This is a genomic window from Janthinobacterium sp. TND4EL3, assembly GCF_900156175.1.
Classification (GTDB): domain Bacteria; phylum Pseudomonadota; class Gammaproteobacteria; order Burkholderiales; family Burkholderiaceae_D; genus Janthinobacterium.
The window spans coordinates 57,975-82,121 of the sequence record NZ_FTMV01000005.1; the positions used below are offsets into that span (position 1 = coordinate 57,975).

The following is a 24,147-nucleotide window of genomic DNA, read 5'->3' on the forward strand; positions in this document are numbered from 1 at the left end:
AGGTGGTGCGATGAGGCGGATACTGGTCACGGGAGCGACGGGCGGCTTGGGGCGCAATGCCGTGCGCACCTTGCTGGCGCAGGGCGTGGAAGTGCGCGCCACGGGCCGCAACGTGGCCGTGGGCCGCGAACTGGAGCGCATGGGCGCGCAGTTCGTCGCGCTTGACCTGGCGCAAGCCACCCCGCGCCAGGTCGATGAACTCGTGCGCGGCATGGATACTGTCTGGCACTGCGCCGCGCTGTCCTCGCCGTGGGGCGCGGAGCGCGACTTCATCGCCGCCAATGTCACGGCCACGGGCCAGCTGCTGCGCGCGGCAGCCAGCCAGCATGTGGAACGCTTCGTGCACATTTCCACGCCGGCCATCTATTTCGACTACCACCACCGCTACGACGTGCCGGAAACCTTCCGCCCCGACGCCTTCGTCAACGCCTATGCGCGTTCCAAGGCGATGGCGGAAAAGCTGGTGCAGGAGTCGGTCGAGCGCCACCGCGGCATGACCTGCGTGATCCTGCGCCCGCGCGCCATCTTCGGCCCGTACGACCAGGTGCTGATCCCGCGCCTGGCGCGCGTGCTGCAGCAGCGCGGCGGCAAGCTGCCGCTGCCTAATGGCGGCGCGGCCACCATCGACGTCACCTATGTCGACAACGTCGTGCATGCGATGTGGCTGGCCACCGTGCACAAGACCGTGCAGTCGGGCGCCGCCTTCAACATCACGAACGGCGAACCGGCGCGCCTGTGCGACATTTTGCGCACCTTGTTCTGCGAGCACCTGCAGCAGCCGTTCGAAATCGTCAGCGTGCCTTACCGCGTGGTGGCGCTGGCGGCGCGCCTGATGCAGTTCGCCTCGCGCTTCACGCGCCGCGAGCCCTCATTGACGCCCTACAGCATCGGCGCGCTCAGTTTCGACATGACGCTCGACAGCGCCAAGGCGCGCAAGGTGCTCGGCTACCGTCCCGTCGTCAGCCTGCAGGACGGCATCGCCCGCACGGCGCAGTGGATGCGCCAGGAAGCGGCGGCGCACAAGGTGGGCAAGGAGCGCAATGGCTAGCATCACCGCATTCCGTGTCGGCCACTGCACCCATCCGTCCTGCATGGTACTGAAAGGCAGCGGGCTGGCCAGCCGCTGCTTCCCCTCGCGCGCCTACCTGATCGAAACGCGCGCGGGCCTGTACCTGTGGGACACGGGGTATGCCGAACACTTCCGCGCCGCCACGTCGAAAGGCGTGTACCGCATGTACGCATGGGTCACGCCGATTGCCTTCGACGAGAACGAGTCGCTGCACGGCCAGCTGCGCGCGCATGGCGTATCGCCCGGCGACATCCACACCCTGCTGCTGTCGCACTTCCACGCCGACCATATCGCCGGCCTGCGCGACTTTCCCGGCGCGCGGCTGATGGCCTCCAGAACGGGCTGGGACGCCGTGCGCGGCTTGTCCGGCGTCGCCGCCGTGCGCCAGGCCTTCGTGCCCGAGCTGCTGCCGCCCGACATCGCGGATCGCCTCGATTTCGTCGAAAGCGTGCCCGAGACGGCCTTGCCGGCGGCCCTGCTGCCGTTTACGCACGGGCGCGACGTCAGCGGCACGGGCGAGATCTACATCGTCGACCTGCCCGGCCACGCCATCGGCCATCTGGGCGCCTTCGTGCTGCAGGACGGCGGCTGGACCCTGCTGGCGTCGGACGCTGCCTGGGTGCCGGAAAGCTTCCAGCAGCTGCGCGGACCGTCGGAACTGTCCTTCCTCATCCAGCACAAGCGCGCGCCGTACTATGCCACCTTGAACCGGCTGCACCAGCTGCACCGGTCGGGCAATGCGCAGATCCGCATCACGCATGAAGATACCAATGATTACTTGCCTGTGGCGGGCCGCCCGTGAAGCGTATTGTCTGGCTGTTGCTGTCGTACTGGCGCACGCGCCGCCTGCATTTTGCGGATCGCGCACAGCTCGACGCCTACCAGCGCAAGCAGCTGGCCCGTTTCACCGAGGTCCTGTGCGCGCGCAGCACGTATTTTGCGCCGTACCGCAAGCTGCCCCTGGCGCAGTGGCCGACGATGAACAAGGCGCTGATGCTCGAACATTTCGACGCCATGAATACCGAGGGCGTGACGTTGGCGCGGGCGATGGAGGCGGCCATGGCGGCCGAGCATAGCCGCGACTTCACGCCGGCCGTGGGCGACATCACGGTGGGCCTGTCGTCGGGCACCTCGTCGCGGCGCGCCGTATTTACCGTCAGCCCCCGCGAAAAAGCCCAATGGGCGGGCGTGATGCTGGCCAAGGCGCTGCCCGACGGCCTGTTTTCCGGCGAAAAGGTGGCGCTGTTCCTGCGCGCGAACAGCAATCTGTACACGGCCGTGCGCTCGCCATGGCTGACGTTTGCCTTCTACGACCTGTTCGCACCGTTCGACAGCCTGTGCGCGCAGCTTGCGCAATATCAACCCACCGTCATCGTCGCGCCGGCCCAGGTGCTGCGCCAGCTGGCCTTGCGCGTCATCGATGGCAGCCTGGCGCTGGCGCCGAAAAAAGTCATCTCCGTGGCCGAAGTGCTGGAAGCGCAGGACCGCGCGCTGATCGTGCAGGCGTTCGGCGCCGTGCACGAAATCTACCAGGCGACCGAAGGTTTCCTTGCCAGCAGCTGCGAGCATGGCGTGCTGCACCTGAACGAGGAATACGTGCACATCGAACCGCAATGGCTGGACTCTGAAGAACGTCGTTTTGTGCCCGTCATTACGGACTTTACCCGCATGACGCAGCCCATCGTGCGCTACCGCCTCGACGACATCCTGATCGCGCGCGCCACGCCATGCCCGTGTGGCCGCGCCACGCGCGCGCTTGATGGCATCGAAGGGCGCTGCGACGACATGCTGCTGCTTCCCTCTGCACGCGGCGGCGCCCCTGTCGCCGTGTTTGCCGACGTCCTGACGCGGGCCTTCGCGCAAGCCTTGCCGCCGGATGCCGACTACAGGCTGGTGCAGTCGGGCGACATCGCCCTGCAGCTGCATGCGGCCCTGGACGACGCTGGCCTGGCCGCCCTGCGCGACCACCTGGCGGCGGTGCTGCGCGGCCTGGGCGTGGCCGTCGACCCCCTGGCCTGGACGACGAGCGGCGAACTGCCTCCCTTTGACCCCACCATGAAACGGCGCCGCATCCGGCGCCTTGCGACCGCATGAACCCTTCTTCCATGACCGTACGCGGCCGCCTGCTGCATTTGCTGGCCGGCTGGGGCAGCGTCGGCCTCGTGTATTTTTCCAGCGACCTGCTGCAAGGGCAGGGAGTGCTCCTGCCGGAAACGGCGCTCGACCGCGCGATTCCCTACACGGATGCCGCCATCTGGCTGTACCTGTCCTTCTTTCTCCTGATCCCGTATGCCTACCTGGCGGCCGATGCGCCCCGCGTGCGCTGGCTGGCGCGCGCCATGGCGCTCTCCGCGCTGGCCTGCGGCGTGGTCTTCCTGCTGTATCCGACCACGCTCGCGTATCCGCCCGTGGGTGACGGCAGCGCCTGGAGCACGCAGGCGCTGCGCCTGCTGCAGGCGGCGGACTCCACGCAAAATTGCCTGCCCTCGCTGCATGGCGCCCTGACCTTGCTGTGCGTGTGGGCCTTGTGCGACAAGCGCCACCTGCTGCGCTCCGCGCTGGCGCTGGTGCTGGGCGTGGCCATCTGCTACGCCATCATCGCGCTGCGCCGGCACGTGAGCATCGACCTGGCCGCCGGCCTGGCCGTGGGCGTAGCGGGCGGCATGTTGGCGAAAATGCAGCTATTCTGGGCGCTCCGCCGCACCGTTTCCATAAAAGCCGCATCATGATGAATCCCTTTGCCCTGTCGTTTTTGATCATGCTGGCCTTCGTGCTGGCCGAACTGCTGATCCTCAAATGGGTGCGCAAGACCCCCGTGCCGTGGAAAGACGTCATCTTCAACCTCAATTCCGGCCACATCCTGATGTGGGTGTTCCGCGGCGTGGAAGTGGCGGCGTTCGCCCTGCTGCTGCGCCATGCGAACCTGCACCTCGTCGACCAGTGGCCCGTGGCGGCCCAGTGGGCATTCGCCTTTGTCGCCTGGGACCTGTGCTTTTACTGGATGCACCGCCTGCACCATAAAATTCCGCTGCTGTGGGCCGTGCACGTGGTGCACCACCAGGGCGAGCATTTCAACCTGTCGCTGGGCGTGCGCAATTCCTGGTATTCGTCGCTGACGAATTTCCCCTTCATCGCCATCCTGGCCGTGCTGGGCGTGCCGCTGGAAATCTTCCTCGTCGTCTCGTCCCTGCATTACACGGTGCAGTTCTACAACCACAATGCGCTGGTGAACAAGTCCGGCATCCTCGATAAATTCATGGTCACGCCCTCGCACCACCGCGTCCACCATGGCACCGATAAACGCTACATCAACCGCAATTTCGGCGGCACCCTGTTGATCTGGGACAAACTGTTCGGCAGCTTCCAGCCCGAACTCGAAGGCGTGGAAATGCGCTATGGCGTGAAGGGCATGACACCCACGCACAACCCGCTGCTGGCCAGCAACGGCAAGCTGTTCACATGGCTGCGCGCGCGCTTTCCCCACTGGCAGCCGCGCGGCACTGTCGAAGTGCCCGAGCTGTTCATCGGCATCGGCGGCGTGATCCTGTTTGGCCTCGTGATCTATTACGTCAACCACGAAGCGGCGCTGGCCGGCGCGCAGCAAGCGATCCTGTTCGCGCTGATCTTTGGCGGCACCTTGGCGCTGGGCGGCTTGTCGGATGCGCGCCGCTGGGGCGCCATCGCCTGGGTCGCCATCGCCGTGGCCATGCCGGCCCTGTATCTGGGCTGGTATGGCGTGCGCGATGCGTGGGGCATGGTGTTCTTGGCCGCGCTGCTGGCGCATGGCCTCGACGGCGCGCGCCGCCTGTGGTGGCCGGCCGCGGCGGGGACGCGCGCGTGATGTCGCTTGTACCGTCGCTTCCTCCGCTGCGCTTCCAGCCCGCCCGCGATTCCGCCTTCCGCCGCGAACTGCGCGCGCGCGCCGACGCCTACCTGGCGGCCGAAGGAAAGCACCGCTTCGGCGACTGGCGCCTGCACGCGAAAACCGTCTTCCTGGCCGCGCTGACGGCGGGGCTGTATGCGCTGGCCTTGAGCGCCGGCAGCACCTGGCCGTTTGTCGCTGCCTATGTCGCCTGCCTGGTGGCGGCCATGGCGCTGGCCATGAATACCCTGCACGACGCGGCCCACAGCGCCGTCTTCCGCCAGGGACGCCTGAATCGCATCCTGATCCGCCTGGTGGGCTTGCCGGTGGGCGTGGACACGGATTTCTGGACCATCCGCCACGTGCATTTCCATCACACGTATGCGAACGTGGAAGGCTATGACCTCGACACGGAGCCGAATCCGTTTTTGCGCCAGACGCCGTTCCAACGCTGGTCGCCCCGGTACCGCTATCAATACCTGTACTGGCCCGTGGTGGCGGCCCTGTCGCTGCCGTATCTGAACTGGTATGGCGACTGGCTGGACCGCTTCGGCAAGACGCCCGTGGCGGCGCACAGCCGCCTGCAGGGCTGGCGCGGCTGGCTGTCCTTCCTGGGCTGGAAACTGGGCCACGTGGCGCTGGTGCTGGCCCTGCCCATGTGGGTGCTGCAGCAGCACGGCATCGGCTGGGGCGTGGTGCTGGGCGCGTATTTCGTGGGCCAGATGCTCGCCTCGTGCGCGCTGGTGGCGCTGATCCTCGGCACGCACTGGGCCGAAGTGGAGTTCTTCCAGCCGGGGCAGGACGGCACCTTGCCGCACGACTGGTACCAGCACACGTTCTACACGGCCTGCGACTGGACGCCGAAGCCGCGCGCGCTGCGCTGGCTAGGCTACTGGCTGGGCGGCCTGAATCTGCACCTGACGCACCATCTGTTCCCCACCTGGAGCCACCGCCACTACCCGGCGCTGGCGCGCATCCTGGCCGAACTGGCGCCGCGCCACGGCCTCGTGTACCGCGAACTCGGCTACGGCCAGTTGCACGCCTCGCAGCAAGCCTTCCTGCGCGCCATGGGCCAGCCGCCGACACAGTCCTGACGAATCGCGCTTGACTGGGCTTCTGTTTCATCTTACATTTCTGTAACGACAGAAATAAGAGAAAACCATGGAATTGAGTCCGACTACGCAGAAATATATTCTGCACTGGGGGGAGATGGGCACCCGCTGGGGCGTCAACCGCACGGTGGCGCAGATCCACGCGCTGCTGTTCCTGGCCAATGAAGCGCTGACGGCGGAAGACATCGCGGCCAGCCTGAACGTGGCCAGGTCCAACGTCAGCAACAGCCTGAAGGAATTGCAAAGCTGGGGCCTGGTGCGTATCACGCACGTGATGGGGGACCGCCGCGACCATTTCGTCGCCCTGCAGGATGTGTGGGAAATCTTCCGCGTCATCATGGAAGAGCGCAAGCGGCGCGAGATCGACCCCACCCTGACGGTGCTGCGCGAGTGCGCGATCGAGGGCGAGCACGATGCGGCGATACCGCCTGAAACGCTGGTGCGCATGGGCGAAGTGCTGGCCTTCCTGGAAATGCTCAGTTCCACCTACAGCGACTATAAAAACCTGCCGCCGGCGACCCTGCAGCGCATGCTGTCGATGGGCGGCAAGGTGGCCAAGTTCCTCAGCCCGGACGACAAGCCTGGCAAGCCGGGAAAAGCATGAACGGCCCCTCGGAAGGAGAGTTGTTCAGGAAGGTGATGGGCGAGCGGTGGCTGGCCCTGCACCCGGACATCCGCCGCCGTTTCGAGAAAAACCCGGCGCCCGGCCAGCCCCTGTACTACCGGGGCGAACTCAGTGAACTCACCAGCTCGCGCCTGGGCAAGGTGCTGGGCTGGCTGACGCGTCCCTTCATCGACGGCGCCCTTATCCCGCATGACGACCACGACTTCCCCGTCGATATCGAAGTCTATTCGCGCCCCGGCTGCCCCTTCATCTTCAAGCAGCGCACCTACCGCCTGCATGGCCGCGCGCCGATCCGCTTCACGTCCTACATGGCTGAAAGCGCAACAGGCGAAGTGCTCGAATACGTGGGCATGGGCCTGGGCATGAAGCTCGTGCTGCACGTCGAGGATGGCAACCTGCATTTCACCAGCGACGGCTATTTTTGGGACCTGTTCGGCTGGCGCCTGCCGCTGCCTGGCCTGCTCACGCCCGGCAAGACCTATCTGTGCCACCGCAACGACACGCAGCAGCAGTTCAACATCCGCATCGAGATCCGCCACGCCCTGTTTGGCACCACATTCACCCAGGTCGGCGTGTTCCGCGAATCCGCCGCACCGGAAATGAAGGAGACACCATGAATACGCATCTGCTGGCCCTGCAACTGATGGCGGCGCAAGGCTGCCTGGGCGCCTTCGACACCATCTATCACCATGAAATCACGGAAGCGCTGCCGCAAAAGGCCTCGGCGCGCCTGGAACTGACCATCCATGCCACGCGCGCGCTGATCTACAGCCTGCTGTTCGTCGGCCTGGCCGCCTGGGAGTGGCACGGCGCCTGGGCCTGGGTGCTGGTGATCGTGTTTGGCGTGGAAATCGTGCTCACCCTGTGGGATTTTGTTGTGGAAGATCAAACCCGCCTCTTGCCCGCCACGGAGCGGGTCACGCACACGGTGCTGGCGATCAATGCGGGCGCCTTCATCGCCCTGCTGGCTCTCAATAGCAGCGAATGGGCGACCTTGCCGACGGCCCTCGTGTGGCAGCCGTATGGCTGGCTCAGCGTCTTCCTCGCCCTGTGCGGCGTGGGCGTGGGCCTGTCCGGCCTGCGCGACGCCTACGCCGTGTGGCAACTGGGCCGGCGCAAGGTGCAGGAAACGGCGGAGCAGGAGGAGCGCCTGCGCTTTGCCGCCGCGCCGCAGTCCGTGCTGGTGACGGGCGCCACGGGTTTCATCGGCCAGCAACTGGTCAGCGCCCTGCTGGCCGACGGCCACGCGGTGACGGTGCTGACGCGCCAGCCCAAGCAGGCTGCCTGGACCTTCGATGGCCAGGTGCGCTGCATCCGGTCGCTGGACGCATTGTCGGAGGCGCAGCGCATCGACATGGTGGTCAACCTGGCCGGCGCGCGCATCGTCGGCAAGCGCTGGACGCCGGCGCGCAAGGCGGCCCTGCGCCGCAGCCGCGTGGCGCTGACGCAGGACCTGGTGGCGTGGATCGCCCGCGCGCAGCACAAGCCGAGGGTGCTGCTGTCGGCGTCGGCCATCGGCTACTACGGCGTGCAGCCGCAGGGTGACGCGACGGAATTGACGGAGGAGAGCGCGCCGCAAACCATCTTCATGTCGCAGCTGTGCCAGGAGTGGGAGGCGGCCGCGCGCCAGGCGCAGCAGCATGGCGTGCAGGTGGGCTGCATGCGCTTCGGCCTCGTCTTCGGCCACCAGGGGTCGCTGCCGCAGATGCTGCTGCCGATCCGCTTCGGCGCGGGCGGCCCGCTGGGCAGTGGAAAACAGTGGATTTCGTGGGTGCACGTGCGCGACGTCATCCGCGCCATCGCCCATGTGGCGCGCCGCAGCGAAGTGGGTGCCGTGAATGGCGCGTATAACTTCTGCGCGCCGCAAGCCATCGAGCAGCGCCGCTTCGCCCAAGTGGCGGGCGCCGTGCTGCACCGCCCCAGCGTCGTGCCCACGCCGGCCTTCCTCATGCGCGCCGTGCTGGGAGAGCAGGCCGACTTGCTGGTGGAAGGCCAGCGGGTCGCCCCGCGCCGCCTGTTGGCCGACGGCTTTGTCTTCCGTTATCCGCAGCTGGAAGGGGCGCTGCGCAGCCTGTAGCCTGGCGTAGAATGGGGCATTGGGATGCCTTGGAGCACAATCTATGCCCCGCTTCAGCCATACGATAGACAGCCATGTTTACCAGTTTGCCAGCCTGAAGGAGCTGCTGGCCAAGGCCACGCCGCCCCGTTCCGGCGACATGCTGGCCGGGGTGGCGGCCGCCAGCGCGCGCGAGCGGGTGGCGGCGCAGCTGGCGCTGGCCGAGGTGCCGCTGTCGGCCTTCCTCAATGAGGCGCTGGTGCCGTATGAAGACGATGAAGTCACGCGGCTGATCGTTGACACCCACGCGCGCGCCGCCTTTGCGCCGATTTCCCACCTGTGCGTGGGGGATTTCCGCGACTGGCTGCTCGACGACGCGACGGACACGGCCACGCTATCGCAAGTGGCCGCCGGCATCACGCCGGAAATGGCGGCGGCCGTGTCAAAAATCATGCGCCTGCAGGACCTGGTGCTGGTAGCCCGCAAGTGCCGTGTCGTCACGGCTTTCCGCAATACCCTGGGCCTGGAAGGGCGCCTGTCCACGCGCTTGCAGCCGAACCACCCGACGGACGACGCCACGGGGATTGCCGCGTCGATGCTCGATGGCCTGATGCTGGGCAGCGGCGACGCCGTGATCGGCATCAATCCCGCCACCGACAATGTGGCGCAGGTGGTGTCGCTGCTGCACCTGCTCGACGCCGTCATCGCTCAATACCGGATTCCCACCCAGTCCTGCGTGCTGACGCACATCACCAACACGATCGAGGCGATCCGCCGCGGCGCGCCCGTCGACCTGGTGTTCCAGTCGGTGGCGGGCACGCAGGCGGCCAACCGCAGCTTCGGCATCGACCTGGCGCTGCTGGCCGAGGGGCAGGCGGCGGCCCTGTCGCTGGGACGCGGCACGGTGGGTCAGAACGTCATGTATTTCGAGACGGGGCAGGGCAGCGCCCTGTCGGCCGGCGCCCACCACGGCATGGACCAGCAGACGTGCGAGGCGCGCGCGTATGCGGTGGCGCGCGCGTATCGGCCGCTGCTGGTCAATTCCGTCGTGGGTTTCATCGGCCCCGAATACCTGTACGACGGCAAGCAGATCATGCGCGCCGGGCTGGAAGACCATTTCTGCGCCAAACTGCTGGGCCTGCCCATGGGCTGCGACGTGTGCTACACCAACCATGCGGAAGCGGACCAGGACGACATGGACGCCTTGCTGACCATGCTGGGCGTGGCCGGCTGCAATTTCATCATGGGCGTGCCGGGCGCGGACGACACCATGCTGGGCTACCAGAGCACCTCGTTCCACGACGCCCTGTATGCGCGCCGCGTGCTGGGCTTGCGTCCCGCGCCCGAATTCGAGGCCTGGCTGGCGCGCATGCAGATCACGGATGCACGGGGAAATCTGAATGTGGCGCTGGCGCCCGCCTTCCAGGCGGCCCTGCTGCGCCTGGAAGGCTAGGGAGGATGCATGGACAAGAAAACCCCGTGGCAGGCGCTGCGCGCGCATACGGCGGCGCGCATCGCGCTGGGGCGCCGCGGCGTGAGCGTGCCGACCCGTGCGCAGCTGGCGTTCCAGCTGGCCCACGCGCAGGCGCGCGATGCCGTGCACCTGGCGCTCGATGGCGAAGCCCTGGCGCGCGACTTGGCCGCGCAGGGGCAAGCCTGCGTGCGGCTGCACAGCGCCGCCGCCACGCGCGCCGACTACCTGCAACGCCCCGACCTGGGGCGCCGGCTCGACGACGCTTCGCGGGCGCGGCTGGATGGCGGTGCCAAGGGCGTGGATCTGGCGCTGGTGGCGGCCGATGGCCTGTCGGCGCTGGCGATACAACGCCACGCGGCGCCATTCCTCGCCGCCTTGCGCGCACGGCTGGCACTGGAGGCGTGGACGCTGTCGCCACTGCACATCGTGGCGCAGGGGCGCGTGGCCGTCGGCGACGAGGTGGGGGAATTGATCAAAGCGCGGGCCGTGCTGGTGCTGATCGGCGAGCGGCCGGGCTTGAGTTCCCCGGACAGCCTGGGGCTGTACCTGACGTGGGCGCCCAAAGCCGGCTTGCTGGACGAGCGCCGCAACTGCATCTCGAATGTGCGCCCCGAGGGGCTGGCGTATGCGCCGGCCGCGTACCGGCTGCACTATTTGCTGTCGCAGGCATTTACCAGGCAGTTGTCGGGCGTGGACTTGAAGGATGAAACGGTGGAAGAGGGCGCGGCCCTGGCGGGGGCGCGCAACTTCCTGCTGGCGTGATCAGACTTCGCGGATTTCGTCGAGCGGCCAGCGCGGGCGCACGTTGAACGAGTAATCGCGCTTGGCGGCGTCCGGGTTGATCTGCAGGCGCATGGCGCCGGCAAAGGCGATCATGGCGCCGTTGTCGGTACAGAATTCCAGCTCCGGGTAATACACTTTGAAGCGCTTCTTGGCGGCCGCCGCGTTGAGCGAGGCGCGCAGCTGCGCGTTGGCGCCCACGCCGCCGGCGATCACCAGGCGCTTCAAGCCCGTGTGCTTGAGGGCCGACACGCATTTGGCCGTCAGCACGTCGACGATGGCGTCGACGAAGCCCCGCGCGATGTTCGCCTTGTCCTGTTCGCAGATATTGGCGATGACTTTTTCTTCATGGTTCTTGACCACCGTCAGTACGGCCGTCTTCAAACCGGAGAAACTGAAATTGAAATCCTTCGAGTGCAGCATGGGGCGCGGCAGTTTATACGCCAGCGGGTCGCCAAATTCGGCCAGGCGCGAAATGGCGGGACCGCCCGGGTAACCGAGGCCCAGCAGCTTGGCCGACTTGTCGAATGCCTCGCCGGCCGCATCGTCCAGGGTTTCGCCCAGCATCGTGTACTGGCCCACGCCGTTGACGCGCATCAGCTGCGTGTGGCCGCCCGATACCAGCAGCGCGATGAAGGGGAATTCCGGCGGCTCGGACGCCAGCAGCGGCGACAGCAGATGGCCTTCCAGGTGGTGGATGCCCAGCACCGGCTTGTTGATGGCCAGGCCCAGGCTGCAGGCGACGGACGAACCCACCAGCAGCGCGCCGGCCAGTCCCGGCCCTTGCGTGTAGGCGATGGCGTCGATCTCGGGCAGGGTGATGCCGGCCTTCGTCAGGGTCTCTTCGAGCAGCGGGATGGCGCGGCGGATATGGTCGCGCGACGCCAGTTCCGGCACCACACCGCCGTACTGCTCGTGCATGGCGACTTGCGAATAGAGGGCGTGCGACAGCAGGCCGCGTTGCGTGTCGTACAAGGCCAGGCCGGTTTCGTCACAGGAGGATTCGACGCCAAGAACAATCATGAAGGTACTGAATAGGGAGGAGTAATCCGCCATTGTAAAGGAAAGCCGCGCAGTCCACCGTGCGGCCGGCGCACCATTTCGGCGGCAGTGTGCACTTGCGCAGTGCGCCGCGGGCCGGTTTTGCCCGGGATTTTGGCTGCTTTGCGCCTGGAACGGCACTGGCACCGCTCTTGCTTAGACAGGCGTGTGCCTTTCTCAAGGGAGCTTGCGATGTCGGAACAATGGAAAATGATTTGCCGCCTGAAGGACATGCCGCTGGCGGGCGCGCGCATAGTGCAGCGGGGCCTGGCATGGCAGGACTTGCCCGGCGTGGCGCTGTTCCGCGCGGTGGACGACACGGTGTATGCGCTGCTCGATTTCGTGCCCTGCCTGGGCGGCCCGCTGGCGCACGGGGTGCTGATGGGGAAAAACCTGATGGGGCCGAAAAATAGCTGGATCATCGAACTCGATTCGGGCCGCCTGGTGGCGCCCGTGCAGGGCATGGCGCGCATGTACGCCGTGCGCATCCTCGATGGGCGCATCTACCTGGACTTCAATGAACTCAATATCCCGGCCAGCAAGGCGGAGCAGGCGCTGGCGGGATCGTACGCCGTGCTGCCGCATGTGCAGATGGCGTGATGAAGGGAAAAGCAAAAACGGCGCACAGGGCGCCGTTTTTCGTATCCGCGAGAGGCTTATGCCGGGCGGTTTAACAAATGCGCATGCGCATCGCGCAGCATGGTGGCCGTCGTGTCCCAGTCGATGCAGCCGTCCGTGACGGAGCAGCCGTAGGTCAGTTGCGACAGGTCTTGCGGGATCTTCTGGTTGCCTTTGACAATATTCGATTCGATCATCACGCCCACCAGCGAGCGGTTGCCCTGGCGGATCTGGTTGACCACGTCGCCCATCACCAGCGGCTGCAGTTCCGGCTTTTTATAGCTGTTCGCATGCGAGCAGTCGACCACCAGGTTGGCGGGCAGCTTGGCCTTGGCCAGCGCCTGTTCGGCGATGGCGATCGAGACCGAATCGTAGTTCGGACGGCCGTCGCCGCCGCGCAGCACCACGTGGCCGTAGGCGTTGCCGCGCGTGCGCACGATGGCCACGTTGCCTTCGGCGTTAATGCCCAGGAAGGAGTGCGGGTGCGCCGACGACAGGATGGCGTTCACCGCGATGCTGATGTCGCCATCGGTGCCGTTCTTGAAGCCGACCGGTGTCGACAGGCCCGACGACATTTCACGGTGCGTCTGCGATTCCGTCGTGCGCGCGCCGATGGCCGTCCAGGCGATCAAGTCGCCCAGGTATTGCGGCGAGATGGGGTCCAGCGCTTCGGTGGCGGTGGGCAGGCCCAGTTCGCACACGTCGAGCAGGAACTGGCGCGCCTTTTCCATGCCTTCGTTGACCTTGAACGAATCGTCCATGTACGGGTCGTTGATATAGCCTTTCCAGCCCGTGGTGGTACGCGGTTTTTCGAAATACACGCGCATCACCAGCAGCATCGTATCCTTGACTTCCTCTTGCAGCGCTTTCAGGCGGCGCGCGTAATCGAGGCCGGCGACCGGGTCGTGGATCGAGCACGGACCGACGACGACGAACAGGCGCTGGTCCTTGCGGTCGATGATGTTGCGCAGCGCTTCGCGGCCGCGGCTGACGGTGTCGAACGCGCTCTCCGACAGCGGCAGCCTGGCGTGCAGTTCGGCTGGCGTCGGCATGGGCGCGAAGGAGGTGACGTTGATATTTTCGATGTCTGGCGTATTCATGATTCTGGCTCGGCTTTCGCTATTGCGTTCTTTAAGAGGCAATAGTGTAGCGGAAATGCGGCCTGGCGGCGGGCGGGTGGGGGAAAACGCTTATTGCTCAGTTGTTTTTGTGACAGCGCGGTCTGCCCGCGCGGGTATTTCTGGCGGCCAATAGGATGGGCATGCGCCTACCTTTGTTGCATCGGCGCCAATCACCACGTCCGGCGCCCGATGCGGGGGGAAATCCGTGTAAGCTGGCGCCATGACGACTGTATCCATCCCCCATACCGATGTGGCCGGTGAGCCATTTCCCGCTGCACGTTTCATCAAAGAAATAGGACGCGGCAAGAATGGCGCGCGCAGCATGACCCGCGATGACGCCCGTGCCCTGTACCGCGCCATGCTCGAGGGCCGCGTGTCGGACCTGGAACTGGGCGGCATTTTGTTGTCGATGCGCATCAAGGGCGAGTCCGTGGACGAGATCGCCGGTTTCCTCGACGCTGCCGAAGCCTCATTTGCCCCGCTGGCCGCGCCGGCCGGTGCATTTGCCCCGATTATCATTCCCAGCTACAACGGCGCGCGCAAGATGGCGAATCTGACGGCCTTGCTGGCGCTGCTGCTGGCGCGCGCGGGCGCGCCCGTGCTCGTGCATGGCGTGACCAGCGACCCGGGCCGCATCACGACGGCCGAAGTGCTGGCCGCGCTGGGCGTCCCGGCCTCGCTCGACCATGCGCATGCGGAGGCCGCCATGGCCCGCGGGGAAGCCGCCTTCCTGCCCATCGAGGCGCTGGCGCCGCGCCTGGCCTGGATGTTGTCGCTGCGCCGCGTGCTGGGCGTGCGCAACTCCACGCACACCCTCGTGAAAATCATGCAGCCGTTCGCCGGGCCCGCCCTGCGCCTGGTGTCGTACACGCACCCCGAATACCTGGAAATGCTCGGTGAGTATTTCCTGACCGCCTGTGATCCCGCGCGCGGCGACGCCTTCCTCATGCGCGGCACGGAAGGCGAAACGGTGGCCAACGCCAACAAGGCGCAGCAGATCGACTGGTTCCACGGTAGCGAACGCACGGTACTGGTGGAAAAGCAATTGCTGGTGGAAGAACTGCCGCATTTGCCCGCCGAGCGCGACGCTGTCACCACGGCCGCCTGGATCGCCGCCGTGCTGCGCGGCGAGGTGCCCGTGCCGCCGTCGATCGCCGGGCAGGTGGCGCAATGCCTGATGGCATCACGGCAGATTGCAGCACGGCCGCGCTAGCCGCGCCGCCGCAGTTTACAATGGCGTCTTTGTAATCAGCGGTGACCGGAATTCTTATGGCAAAACAATTTGATGTGGCAGTGATCGGCGCGGGCGCGGCCGGCATGATGTGTGCGGCTGTTGCCGCCCAGCAAGGCAAGCGCGTGGTGTTGATCGATCACGCGGCCAAGCTGGCCGAAAAGATCCGCATCTCGGGTGGTGGGCGTTGCAACTTCACCAATATTAACGCCACCCCGCAAAATTTCCTCTCGGAAAATCCGCATTTCTGCAAGAGCGCGCTGTCGCGCTACACGCCGCAGGATTTCCTCGCGCTGGTGAAAAAATACCGCATCGGCTACCACGAAAAGCACAAGGGCCAGCAATTCTGCAATGAATCGGCCGAACAGATCATCGACATGCTCAAGGACGAGTGCGCCGCCGGCGGCGTGCACTGGCGCATGCCGTGCAAGATCGACAATGTTGTCCAGCAAGCGGACGGCGGCTTCCTGCTGCAGACGGACAGCGGCGACATCGAGACGGCCAGCATCGTCATCGCCACGGGCGGCCTGTCGATCCCGAAGATCGGCGCCACCGACTTTGCCTACCGCATCGCCAAACAATTCGACCTGGCGATGGTCGAGCCGCGTCCGGCCCTGGTGCCGCTGACGTTCGACCCGGCCAGCTGGGCGCCGTTCGCGGAACTGTCCGGCATCGCGCTGGAAGTGGACGTGGAGACGGGCAGCCTGAAAGGCCGCAAGGCCACGGGTGCGCGTTTCCGCGAAGATTTGCTGTTCACCCATCGCGGCCTGTCAGGCCCGGCGATTTTGCAGATTTCCAGCTACTGGCTGCCGGGCGAACCCATCGTCATCAACCTGCTGCCGGAAGTGGACGTGGCGCAAACCTTGATCGAAGGCAAGGGGACCCTGAAGAAGCAGCTGGGTAATATCGTCGCGCAGTGGCTGCCGCAGCGCCTGGCGGACTGCCTGCTGGCCGTCAACGGCCTGGCGCCGGACGCGCGCATCGCCGACATGCCCGACGCGCAGCTGCGCAAGCTGGGCCAGACCATCAATGCCTGGTCCATCGTGCCGAACGGGTCCGAAGGCTATCGCAAGGCGGAAGTGACGCGCGGCGGCATCGACACGCGCGAGCTGTCGCAGCAGACCATGATGGCCAATAAGGTGCCGGGCCTGTATTTCATCGGCGAATCGGTCGACGTGACGGGCTGGCTGGGCGGCTACAACTTCCAGTGGGCCTGGGCTTCCGGCGTGGCGGCAGGTATTGCCTTGCGGTAATACTTAGTTGTACGGCGGCCTCGGTTTGTGACCACCGGTGATAATTTTCTTGACTTCAATGAAACAGTATTGAATACTTGGCATGTAAATTGACTTTTGGACATTTTCAATGTCTGGTGGCAATTAAATAAACATTACCCTGGAGTCAATATGAAACGTCTGATCGCCGCCGCCGCAGTTGCCTTGCTCAGCAGCAGCGCCTTTGCCAGCACCCCCGTGCTGAGCAATGGTGGTTTTGAAAACAATACCGTCGGTGGCGGCTACGTCTATGGCAATGTCGCGCCAGGCTGGAGTTTCACGGGCGGCTCCGGCGTGTCGGCCAGCTACACGGCGTGGAACGGCGTGGCGCAAGAGGGCAATGCCTTTGCTTTCCTGCAAAATACGGCATCGATTTCGCAAAGCTTCGTCAGCTCGGGCGCTGCCGACTACTCGTTTGGCTTCAACCTGGCGCTGCGTCCCGGCTACGACCAGGGCCAGGCCGTGACGGTCAGCCTGGACGGCACGCAGCTGGGGCAGTATGCTGTGACCAGCACGGGCTGGACCAGCTTCAATGTCAATGCGCTCAACATCGGCGCCGGCAGCCATACCTTGAGCTTTGCCGGCACCAACCCTGGCAATGCGCGCGATACGTCGGCTTTCCTGGACGGCGTCAGCATGAATGTCAGCGCCGTGCCGGAACCCGGCACCTACGCCATGCTGCTGGCTGGCCTGGGTTTGCTGGGCTTCATGGCGCGCCGCCGCAAGACGGCCGTTTAAGCAGTGCTGCCGTCCGGATGCGTGGTTTACGCCACATCTGGCCGGCAATCTCAGGCGGCAAGCCGCACGCAAGTGGCGAGGGGCTTCCCTTTCGCAATAAAAGCTGCTACTATCTATCTCTTCCTATACACCACCTCAACGGTTTGAATTTTACATGACCACTATTCGCCTTAAAGAAAACGAGCCGTTCGAAGTCGCAATGCGTCGCTTCAAACGCACCATCGAAAAAACTGGTCTGCTGACCGAATTGCGCGCTCGCGAATTCTACGAAAAGCCAACAGCTGAGCGCAAGCGCAAGCTGGCAGCTGCTGTCAAGCGTCATTACAAACGCATCCGCAGCCAACAACTGCCGAAAAAATTATTCTAAGACTGTTCAGTCAGAACCAACCCGGGTAGTTCGGCGCATTGTTCGCCACGGGTTTTGTTTTGATTCGCCTGGAGTGATACTTCAGATGAGTCGCATGCCCGCTCCGGTTCGCCGCAGCGGGTTTTCGCTTTTGTGGCCGCCTGCTTGGAGTGCACACACGAGTATCGAACCCCCACTTACCAACACGAGGATTGCCATGAGCTTGAAAGAACAAATTACCGAAGACATGAAAAACGCCATGCGCGCCAAGGAAGCGGGCAAGCTGGGCACGATTCGCCTGTTGCTGGCGGAAATCAAGCGCAAGGAAGTCGACGAGCGCATCGAATTGACGGATGCGCACGTGACGGCCATCGTGGAAAAGATGATCAAGCAGCGCAAGGATTCGATCACCCAGTTCGAAGCCGGTGGCCGCGCCGACCTGGCCGACATTGAAAAAGCCGAACTGGTGCATTTGATCGGCTACATGCCCGCCGGCCTGTCGGAAGAGGAGGTGGCGGCCGAAGTGGCTGCCGCCGTGGCCGCCTCGGGCGCCGCCGGTCCGCAGGACATGGGCAAGGTCATGGCCATCGTCAAGCCGAAGCTGGCCGGCCGCGCCGACATGACGGTGGTGTCTGCCCTGGTCAAGAAAGCCTTGACGCCGGCTGCCTAAGCCCCATATCAGTACCCTGGCTGCCGGCCCATGCTGGCAGCCGCTCAATCGCCCACACGTTGACCTGGCTCAACCTCCGGCCACGTGCGGTAGTATAGTCTGACCTATAACAAGACCCGCCCTCGCCAGTGATACCTCAATCCTTCATTTCCGATTTGCTCAACCGCGTCGATATCGTCGATGTCGTGGGCCGCTATGTGCAGCTGAAAAAAGGCGGCGCCAATTTCATGGGCTTGTGCCCGTTCCACAGTGAAAAGTCGCCCAGCTTTACCGTCAGCCCCACCAAGCAGTTCTACCACTGCTTCGGCTGCGGCGCGCATGGCACCTCGATCGGCTTCCTGATCGAATACTCGGGCATGGGCTTTGTCGACGCCGTCAAGGACCTGGCGCAGAACGTGGGCATGGTCGTGCCGGAAGCGGACGACAAGATCCCGCCGGCCCAGCGCGCGCAGATCCAGGCGCAAAGCCTGGCCCTGTCCGACGCCATGACGCAGGCCTGCGATTACTACCGGGGCCAGCTGCGCCATGCGCCGGAAGCCATCGCCTACCTCAAAAACCGGGGCTTGACGGGCGAAGTGGCCGCTCGCTTCGGCATGGGTTTCGCGCCCGGCGGCTGGGATAATCTGCGTTCCGTCTTCCCCGATTACGACGTGGTGGCCCTGGCCGAGGCCGGTCTCGTGATCGACAAGGTCGATGAAGAGGGCAATAATCGCAAGCGCTACGACCGTTTCCGCGAGCGCATCATGTTTCCGATTCGCAATACCAAGGGCCAGGTCATCGCCTTCGGCGGCCGCGTACTCGACCATGGCGAACCGAAATACCTGAACTCGCCGGAAACGCCCTTGTTTTCCAAGGGATTCGAACTATATGGCTTGTTCGAGGCGCGCCAGGCCATCCGCGACGCCGGCTACGTGCTGGTGACGGAGGGGTATATGGACGTGGTGGCGCTGGCGCAGATGGGTTTCCCGCAAGCGGTGGCCACGCTGGGCACGGCGTGCACGCCCACCCACGTGCAAAAACTGCTGCGCCAGACCGATAACGTGATTTTCAGCTTCGATGGCGACAAGGCTGGCCGCCGCGCCGCCCGCCGCGCGCTGGAAGCGAGCCTGGCCCATGTGTCGGACAATAAGACCATCAAATTCCTGTTCCTGCCGTCGGAACACGATCCGGACAGCTATATCCGCGCATTCGGCGCCGAGGGTTTTGAGCAGCAAGTGCATGAAGCCATGCCGCTGTCGCAGTTCCTGCTGAAAGAAGTGTCGGGCGAGCATGATCTGTCGGAGCCGGAAGGGCGCGCCCGCGTGCAGTTCGACGCCAAGCCCCTGCTGCAGCTGATGGCGCCGTCGTCGTTGCGCCTGCAGATCGTGCGGGGCCTGGCGCAGCTGACGCAGTCCACGCCGGCCGAGATCGAAGCCCTGTTCGAGCTGGCGAAACCCGTTGCCGTGGCGCATCGCGCGCCGCCGAAGTCGGGCCGTCCCGTGCCCGTGGGTCTGGAATTGAAGATCATGCGCATGCTGGTGGCGCATCCGCCGCTGACCTTGCAGATCGACGAGGCCGCGCTGACCGCCTTCCAGCACCTGGGGCCGGACGCGGCGCACAGCCTGGGGCAGTTGGTGGCCGTGGGCCAGGCGCTGGGCGAGCATGGCAGTTTTGCCGCGCTGGCGCAGCAATTGAAGGAACTGGGCAGCGAATATGACGAGATCATCGGCGAGATCGCGGCCGGCACGGAATCCGATTACGACAGCGAATTGTCGTGGCTGGTGAGCACCATCCGCGAGATCAAATTGAATGCCTTGAAGGCGGAATTGCAGCAATTGTTTGCGTCGGGTTTGCCATCGGAGAAAATTGGTGTACGCTACCGCGAAATCATGCAGGAGCAGGGGGAGCTGGAGCGCCAGCGCGATGCCGAGTTGGTGAATCGCTAATCTTGCCCTGATGGTATGGCGCGCACTGGAAAAACATTTTTCGCGTGCTATAATTAAATGCTAAGTATTGTGTGCTTTGGCAAGCTAGTTCTGTTTCGTAAATAGTATTTGTTTTCAGTAAGTTAGGCTCTTGATCGGCGCGGTGGATCGTGTCGGCAGCCAGGGCCAACTGGCGTTTTCAGCGTTGCGGGCCAGGCTCGCGGGCGCTGGCAAGCCGCGCCAGGCTCTCGCTCCCAACGCGGTCGATGCAGGAATTTTTGCCGAGGCGGCTGGCAACAGCCGGTGGACAGGAATTGCTGCGCTTCCCGCGGATCGTGGCCGATGAGGTGTAAGTAACGTAACAGTGTCGAACCTGAGTTGTCGGCAGGTTCGGAGATGGTGGTTCCCGCAGGTAGACAGGGAACTGGCAGCAAACTTTATCCTAATCCACCGTAAAGCAAGTCGTTGTGTAATCGAAAGCGCCTGTGCCAATCAAGAAACCCGAATCCAAAGCGGCTGCAAAGCCCACCAAAGTTACCACGAAAGCCGAAAAGGCGCTCGACCGGCCAGAAGCGCGCGTGACCAGCGCGCCGCCGGTGGTCAGCCAGACCACCGACGCCGCCACCCTGGCGGCCATCGATACGTCCGGCTATGTCTTGCCGTCGGTAAAGGTGCCAGGCCGCCGCGGCCGCAAGCCAAAAGAATTCCAGCCAGAAAATGATGAAGTCGCCGCCCTGAACGCCGTCGAGCGGGCCGAACTGAAGGCCGTCGACAAGGCCAAGGCCAAGGACCGCAAGGCCAAGGAGCGCGCGCTGCTGAAAGACGCCTTCTCGTCCGACACGGAAGCGAGCGAGGAAGAACTCGAGCGCCGGCGCCAGAAACTCAAGACCCTGATCAAGTTCGGCAAGGAACGCGGTTTCCTGACGTATGCGGAAATCAACGATCACTTGCCCGAAAACATAGTCGATCCGGAAGCCATCGAAGGCATCATCGGCACCTTCAATGACATGGGCATCGCCGTCTACGAACACGCGCCCGATGCGGAAACGTTGTTGCTGTCCGATAACGTTGCCGTCGTCACCAGCGATGACGAGGCGGAAGCGGCGGCCGAGGCCGCCTTGTCGACCGTCGATTCCGATTTCGGCCGCACCACCGACCCCGTGCGCATGTACATGCGCGAAATGGGTTCGGTCGAGCTGCTGACGCGCGAAGGCGAGATCGAGATTGCCAAGCGCATCGAAGATGGCTTGAAAGACATGATCCAGGCCATTTCCGCCTGTCCCGTGACGATCGCCGAAATCATCGCCGCCGCCGACCGCATCGCCAACGAAGAGATCAAGATCGACGAAATCGTCGACGGTCTCGTCGATGAAAACGAACCGGTCGCCGCCGCCCCTGTCGTGGCCGCTCCCGTCGAAGAAGACGAGGAAGAAGGCGAAGCGGAAGAAGAGGAAGAAGAAGAGGAAGAAGAAGCGAGCGCTTCGGGCGCCGCCGGCTTCTCCGCCGAGCAGCTGGAAACCCTGAAACGCACGGCGCTGGAAAAATTTGCCGTCATTTCGCAGCAGTTCGACAAGATGCGCCGCGCCTTCGAGAAGGAAGGCTACAACTCCAAGCCCTACGCCAAGGCGCAGGAAGCCATTTCGCAAGAGTTGCTGGGCATCCGCTTCACGGCCAAGGTCGTGGAAAAGCTGTGCGACACCCTGCGCGGCCAGGTCGATGAAGTGCGCCATATCGAGAAACAGATCCTCGATGTGGCCGTGAACCGCTGCGGCATGCCGCGCGCCCACTTCATCAAGGTCTTCCCGGGCAATGAAACCAACCTGGACTGGGTTGATGGCGAAGTCAACGCAGGACACGCCTACAGCGCCATCCTGGGCCGCAACATTCCGACCGTTAAGGAACTGCAGCAGCGCCTGATCGACCTGCAGGCGAGAGTCGTGCTGCCGCTGCCGGACTTGCGCAACATCAACCGCCAGATGGCGGCCGGTGAAATGAAGGCGCGCAAGGCCAAGCGCGAAATGACGGAGGCCAACTTGCGCCTGGTCATTTCGATCGCCAAGAAATACACGAACCGGGGCCTGCAATTCCTCGATTTGATCCAGGAAGGCAACATCGGCCTGATGAAGGCCGTCGACAAGTTCGAATACCGCCGCGGCTACAAGTTCTCGACGTATGCGACCTGGTGGATACGCCAAGCCATCACACGCTCGATCGCCGACCAGGCCCGCACGATCCGCATTCCCGTGCACATGATCGAAACGATCAACAAGATGAACCGGATTTCCCGCCAAATCCTGCAGGAAACGGGCGCGGAACCCGATCCGGCCACCCTGGCGATCAAGATGGAGATGCCCGAGGACAAGATCCGCAAGATCATGAAAATCGCCAAGGAACCGATCTCGATGGAAACGCCGATCGGCGACGACGACGATTCCCACCTGGGCGACTTCATCGAGGACAACAACACCCTGGCCCCGGCCGACGCAGCGCTGCACGCGTCCATGCGGGGCGTGGTCAAGGACGTGCTCGATTCCCTGACGCCACGCGAAGCCAAAGTGCTGCGCATGCGTTTCGGCATCGAGATGTCCACCGACCATACGCTGGAAGAAGTGGGCAAGCAGTTTGACGTGACGCGCGAGCGCATCCGCCAGATCGAAGCGAAGGCGCTGCGCAAGCTGCGGCACCCATCGCGCTCCGACAAGCTGAAAAGCTTCTTGGAAGGCAACTAGAAGCCAATAGGGCTTGACGTGCGCCCCTGATACCCCTATCCTCGCGTGTCCGTTTCCAAAACGGCCGCGCGAGGCGGGCATCAACAGCGCCGCCACGCCGCAGTCCCCCCTGGGCCTCTAGCTCATGCTTGGTTAGAGCAGCGGACTCATAATCCGTTGGTGCCGTGTTCGACTCACGGGAGGCCCACCAATTAAATCAAGGACTTAGGTGAAAATCTAAGTCCTTTTTTCGTTTCTATTGTGTGGTCCGGTACAAATTCGGTACAGTAAGCAAAAATTCGACAGTACTGGAGAGTTCATGGCTACCATTGTAAAGACCCCGTCAGGCACCTGGAAAGCGGTCATCCGCAAGGCAGGATGGCCCACCACCATTAAGACATTTCGTCTCAAAAAAGACGCGGACGACTGGTCGCGTCGAACCGAGGATGAGATGGTGCGCGGTTTGTTTATTCAGCGTGGTCCATCCGAACGGATGACGTTTGAGGCCGCGATGAAGCGCTATCTGTCTGACGTGACGCCGACGAAACGGCCACTTACGCAGAACGCCGAAAAGAACCGGGCCGGCTCCTTGGTTGCGTTCTTTGGAAAATATTCGCTGGCGGCGATCACGACAGAATTGATCGCACAGTATCGAGATGCTAGGCTTGCGGGCGAAGACCGGATGAAGGCTGGTAATGCCCAACCCCGTGCAGCAAATACCGTACGGCTTGATCTGGCCTTGCTTGGCCATCTGTTCACAGTTGCGGTGAAAGAATGGGGTCTAGGCCTCCCCTATAATCCGGTATTGAATTTGCGCCGTCCGTCGCCTGGGCCTGGTCGCAATCGCCGCCTAAGCGCAGAGGAGGAGTCGCGGCTCTTTGCCGCCGTCGATAAACATTCCAATCCCATGCTGAGCTGGATCGTTCGCATTGCCATTGAAACGGGTATGCGGTCTTCCGAGATCGCGACCTTACGACGCCCTCAAGTTGAACTTGAGCGCCGTATCGTACGCTTGATTGAAACAAAAAATACTTTGCCCCGTACCGTGCCGCTCTCCATGGCCGCAACTGAGAGTTTCCGACTCGCCTTGAGTAATCCCGCTCGCCCCGATGGAACGGACCTTATTTTCTACGGTGAACCTGGGAGAGATGGGCAGCGCCGACCGTACAATTTCAATAAAGTTTGGGCGGACATTAAGGAAGACGTCGGTATCACCGATTTCAAATTTCATGATCTTCGACATGAAGCGGTAAGCCGTTTGGTGGAGTCCGGGTTGAGCGACCAAGAGGTGGCATCCATCAGTGGGCACAAGTCAATGCAAATGCTGCGGCGATACACACATCTTCGAGCCGAAGACCTGGTTGTGAAGCTCGACAATATTAGGAATGGATAGGCTTTCCGTACCGTTAAGTGCCCGCTCAAAAATTAAATGTGAAATTATCGCGAACATAACCGGATGCGATGCAAGGTACCCGTCGCGCAGTAGTACTGGCAGTGCAAGCGGTGCGTTGGGCAATACAG

General features: G+C 63.8%; 22 protein-coding genes and 1 tRNA gene. 21 read left to right on the forward strand and 2 right to left on the reverse strand.

Annotation, left to right across the window (positions count from 1 at the left end; translation table 11 throughout):
• Positions 1 to 10: 10 nt before the first annotated feature.
• From BXA07_RS10080 to eutC, 11 genes are all read left to right on the forward strand, one after another.
• Positions 11 to 1,048: an NAD-dependent epimerase/dehydratase family protein gene (locus tag BXA07_RS10080; protein ID WP_076567798.1), complete on the forward strand. Its 1,038-nt coding sequence runs from the start codon at positions 11 to 13 to the stop codon at positions 1,046 to 1,048.
• Positions 1,041 to 1,871: an MBL fold metallo-hydrolase gene (locus BXA07_RS10085; protein WP_076567800.1), complete on the forward strand. Its 831-nt coding sequence runs from the start codon at positions 1,041 to 1,043 to the stop codon at positions 1,869 to 1,871. Before BXA07_RS10080 ends, BXA07_RS10085 begins: the two co-directional genes overlap by 8 nt.
• Positions 1,868 to 3,163 carry a F390 synthetase-related protein gene (locus tag BXA07_RS10090; protein WP_076567802.1) on the forward strand — a complete coding sequence of 432 codons (1,296 nt, stop codon included), beginning with the start codon at positions 1,868 to 1,870 and terminating at the stop codon, positions 3,161 to 3,163. The genes BXA07_RS10085 and BXA07_RS10090 overlap by 4 nt, the downstream gene beginning before the upstream one ends.
• On the forward strand, positions 3,160 to 3,798 hold the full coding sequence (locus tag BXA07_RS10095) for a phosphatase PAP2 family protein (RefSeq protein WP_083708139.1): 639 nt from the start codon (positions 3,160 to 3,162) through the stop codon (positions 3,796 to 3,798). Before BXA07_RS10090 ends, BXA07_RS10095 begins: the two co-directional genes overlap by 4 nt.
• The gene (locus BXA07_RS10100) at positions 3,795 to 4,910 is read left to right on the forward strand and encodes a sterol desaturase family protein (protein ID WP_083708140.1); all 1,116 of its coding nucleotides are present in this window, start codon (positions 3,795 to 3,797) and stop codon (positions 4,908 to 4,910) included. The genes BXA07_RS10095 and BXA07_RS10100 overlap by 4 nt, the downstream gene beginning before the upstream one ends.
• Positions 4,910 to 6,025, forward strand: coding sequence for a fatty acid desaturase family protein (locus tag BXA07_RS10105; protein ID WP_076567995.1), 1,116 nt, complete (start codon positions 4,910 to 4,912; stop codon positions 6,023 to 6,025). Before BXA07_RS10100 ends, BXA07_RS10105 begins: the two co-directional genes overlap by 1 nt.
• Positions 6,026 to 6,092: 67 nt before the next feature.
• A complete protein-coding gene (locus tag BXA07_RS10110; protein WP_076567804.1) occupies positions 6,093 to 6,647 on the forward strand; it encodes a GbsR/MarR family transcriptional regulator in 555 nt (184 codons plus the stop codon).
• Positions 6,644 to 7,285, forward strand: coding sequence for a DUF4166 domain-containing protein (locus BXA07_RS10115; RefSeq protein ID WP_076567806.1), 642 nt, complete (start codon positions 6,644 to 6,646; stop codon positions 7,283 to 7,285). The genes BXA07_RS10110 and BXA07_RS10115 overlap by 4 nt, the downstream gene beginning before the upstream one ends.
• Positions 7,282 to 8,745 (forward strand): TIGR01777 family oxidoreductase, encoded by a 1,464-nt coding sequence (locus BXA07_RS10120; RefSeq protein WP_076567808.1) that lies wholly within the window; start codon positions 7,282 to 7,284, stop codon positions 8,743 to 8,745. Before BXA07_RS10115 ends, BXA07_RS10120 begins: the two co-directional genes overlap by 4 nt.
• Positions 8,746 to 8,788: 43 nt before the next feature.
• A complete protein-coding gene (locus tag BXA07_RS10125) occupies positions 8,789 to 10,177 on the forward strand; it encodes an ethanolamine ammonia-lyase subunit EutB (RefSeq protein WP_076567809.1) in 1,389 nt (462 codons plus the stop codon).
• Between the two features lie 9 nt (positions 10,178 to 10,186).
• Positions 10,187 to 10,960, forward strand: coding sequence for an ethanolamine ammonia-lyase subunit EutC (eutC, locus tag BXA07_RS10130; protein WP_076567811.1), 774 nt, complete (start codon positions 10,187 to 10,189; stop codon positions 10,958 to 10,960).
• Here the strand turns inward: eutC and tsaD are convergent, their stop codons facing one another.
• Entirely contained in the window at positions 10,961 to 12,001 is a 1,041-nt protein-coding gene (tsaD, locus tag BXA07_RS10135) for a tRNA (adenosine(37)-N6)-threonylcarbamoyltransferase complex transferase subunit TsaD (RefSeq protein ID WP_076567813.1), read from the reverse strand. It lies immediately after the preceding gene.
• A gap of 210 nt (positions 12,002 to 12,211) precedes the next feature.
• Between tsaD and BXA07_RS10140 the strand changes: the two genes are divergently transcribed.
• Positions 12,212 to 12,619, forward strand: a complete 408-nt coding sequence (locus tag BXA07_RS10140) for a Rieske (2Fe-2S) protein (protein ID WP_076567815.1) — start codon at positions 12,212 to 12,214, stop codon at positions 12,617 to 12,619.
• Between the two features lie 56 nt (positions 12,620 to 12,675).
• On the opposite strand, the gene BXA07_RS10145 is transcribed toward BXA07_RS10140, so the two are convergent.
• Positions 12,676 to 13,737 (reverse strand): 3-deoxy-7-phosphoheptulonate synthase, encoded by a 1,062-nt coding sequence (locus BXA07_RS10145; protein WP_076567816.1) that lies wholly within the window; start codon positions 13,735 to 13,737, stop codon positions 12,676 to 12,678.
• Positions 13,738 to 13,978: 241 nt separating this feature from the next.
• On the opposite strand from BXA07_RS10145, the gene ybiB reads away from it, so the two are divergent.
• From ybiB to BXA07_RS10190, 9 genes are all read left to right on the forward strand, one after another.
• Entirely contained in the window at positions 13,979 to 14,971 is a 993-nt protein-coding gene (gene ybiB / locus BXA07_RS10150) for a DNA-binding protein YbiB (protein ID WP_076567818.1), read from the forward strand.
• Positions 14,972 to 15,027: 56 nt separating this feature from the next.
• The gene (locus BXA07_RS10155; RefSeq protein ID WP_076567820.1) at positions 15,028 to 16,242 is read left to right on the forward strand and encodes a BaiN/RdsA family NAD(P)/FAD-dependent oxidoreductase; all 1,215 of its coding nucleotides are present in this window, start codon (positions 15,028 to 15,030) and stop codon (positions 16,240 to 16,242) included.
• 150 nt (positions 16,243 to 16,392) lie between these two features.
• Positions 16,393 to 16,998: an FxDxF family PEP-CTERM protein gene (locus BXA07_RS10160; protein ID WP_076567821.1), complete on the forward strand. Its 606-nt coding sequence runs from the start codon at positions 16,393 to 16,395 to the stop codon at positions 16,996 to 16,998.
• Positions 16,999 to 17,152: 154 nt separating this feature from the next.
• Entirely contained in the window at positions 17,153 to 17,365 is a 213-nt protein-coding gene (gene rpsU / locus BXA07_RS10165; RefSeq protein ID WP_008451879.1) for a 30S ribosomal protein S21, read from the forward strand.
• 196 nt (positions 17,366 to 17,561) lie between these two features.
• On the forward strand, positions 17,562 to 18,014 hold the full coding sequence (locus tag BXA07_RS10170) for a GatB/YqeY domain-containing protein (RefSeq protein ID WP_076567823.1): 453 nt from the start codon (positions 17,562 to 17,564) through the stop codon (positions 18,012 to 18,014).
• 128 nt (positions 18,015 to 18,142) lie between these two features.
• Positions 18,143 to 19,939 carry a DNA primase gene (gene dnaG, locus BXA07_RS10175; protein WP_076567825.1) on the forward strand — a complete coding sequence of 599 codons (1,797 nt, stop codon included), beginning with the start codon at positions 18,143 to 18,145 and terminating at the stop codon, positions 19,937 to 19,939.
• 464 nt (positions 19,940 to 20,403) lie between these two features.
• The gene (gene rpoD / locus BXA07_RS10180) at positions 20,404 to 22,647 is read left to right on the forward strand and encodes an RNA polymerase sigma factor RpoD (RefSeq protein ID WP_076567827.1); all 2,244 of its coding nucleotides are present in this window, start codon (positions 20,404 to 20,406) and stop codon (positions 22,645 to 22,647) included.
• Between the two features lie 111 nt (positions 22,648 to 22,758).
• Positions 22,759 to 22,837 (forward strand) — tRNA-Ile (locus BXA07_RS10185).
• Positions 22,838 to 22,945: 108 nt separating this feature from the next.
• Complete coding sequence (locus BXA07_RS10190) at positions 22,946 to 24,019, forward strand: integrase (RefSeq protein WP_076567830.1); 1,074 nt, start codon at positions 22,946 to 22,948, stop codon at positions 24,017 to 24,019.
• The last annotated feature ends 128 nt before the right edge of the window (positions 24,020 to 24,147 follow it).

Bases quoted from the DNA above. Each gene is read 5' to 3' on its own strand.
- BXA07_RS10100 (WP_083708140.1), top strand. From the start codon at position 3,795: ATGATGAATCCCTTTGCCCTGTCGTTTTTGATCATGCTGGCCTTCGTG.
- BXA07_RS10105 (WP_076567995.1), top strand. From the start codon at position 4,910: ATGTCGCTTGTACCGTCGCTTCCTCCGCTGCGCTTCCAGCCCGCCCGC.
- tsaD (WP_076567813.1), bottom strand. From the start codon at position 12,001: ATGATTGTTCTTGGCGTCGAATCCTCCTGTGACGAAACCGGCCTGGCC.
- ybiB (WP_076567818.1), top strand. From the start codon at position 13,979: ATGACGACTGTATCCATCCCCCATACCGATGTGGCCGGTGAGCCATTT.
- BXA07_RS10085 (WP_076567800.1), top strand. From the start codon at position 1,041: ATGGCTAGCATCACCGCATTCCGTGTCGGCCACTGCACCCATCCGTCC.
- BXA07_RS10140 (WP_076567815.1), top strand. From the start codon at position 12,212: ATGTCGGAACAATGGAAAATGATTTGCCGCCTGAAGGACATGCCGCTG.
- BXA07_RS10110 (WP_076567804.1), top strand. From the start codon at position 6,093: ATGGAATTGAGTCCGACTACGCAGAAATATATTCTGCACTGGGGGGAG.
- BXA07_RS10080 (WP_076567798.1), top strand. From the start codon at position 11: ATGAGGCGGATACTGGTCACGGGAGCGACGGGCGGCTTGGGGCGCAAT.
- BXA07_RS10125 (WP_076567809.1), top strand. From the start codon at position 8,789: ATGCCCCGCTTCAGCCATACGATAGACAGCCATGTTTACCAGTTTGCC.
- BXA07_RS10145 (WP_076567816.1), bottom strand. From the start codon at position 13,737: ATGAATACGCCAGACATCGAAAATATCAACGTCACCTCCTTCGCGCCC.
- eutC (WP_076567811.1), top strand. From the start codon at position 10,187: ATGGACAAGAAAACCCCGTGGCAGGCGCTGCGCGCGCATACGGCGGCG.
- BXA07_RS10120 (WP_076567808.1), top strand. From the start codon at position 7,282: ATGAATACGCATCTGCTGGCCCTGCAACTGATGGCGGCGCAAGGCTGC.
- BXA07_RS10170 (WP_076567823.1), top strand. From the start codon at position 17,562: ATGAGCTTGAAAGAACAAATTACCGAAGACATGAAAAACGCCATGCGC.
- BXA07_RS10190 (WP_076567830.1), top strand. From the start codon at position 22,946: ATGGCTACCATTGTAAAGACCCCGTCAGGCACCTGGAAAGCGGTCATC.
- BXA07_RS10155 (WP_076567820.1), top strand. From the start codon at position 15,028: ATGGCAAAACAATTTGATGTGGCAGTGATCGGCGCGGGCGCGGCCGGC.
- rpsU (WP_008451879.1), top strand. From the start codon at position 17,153: ATGACCACTATTCGCCTTAAAGAAAACGAGCCGTTCGAAGTCGCAATG.
- BXA07_RS10095 (WP_083708139.1), top strand. From the start codon at position 3,160: ATGAACCCTTCTTCCATGACCGTACGCGGCCGCCTGCTGCATTTGCTG.
- BXA07_RS10115 (WP_076567806.1), top strand. From the start codon at position 6,644: ATGAACGGCCCCTCGGAAGGAGAGTTGTTCAGGAAGGTGATGGGCGAG.
- BXA07_RS10160 (WP_076567821.1), top strand. From the start codon at position 16,393: ATGAAACGTCTGATCGCCGCCGCCGCAGTTGCCTTGCTCAGCAGCAGC.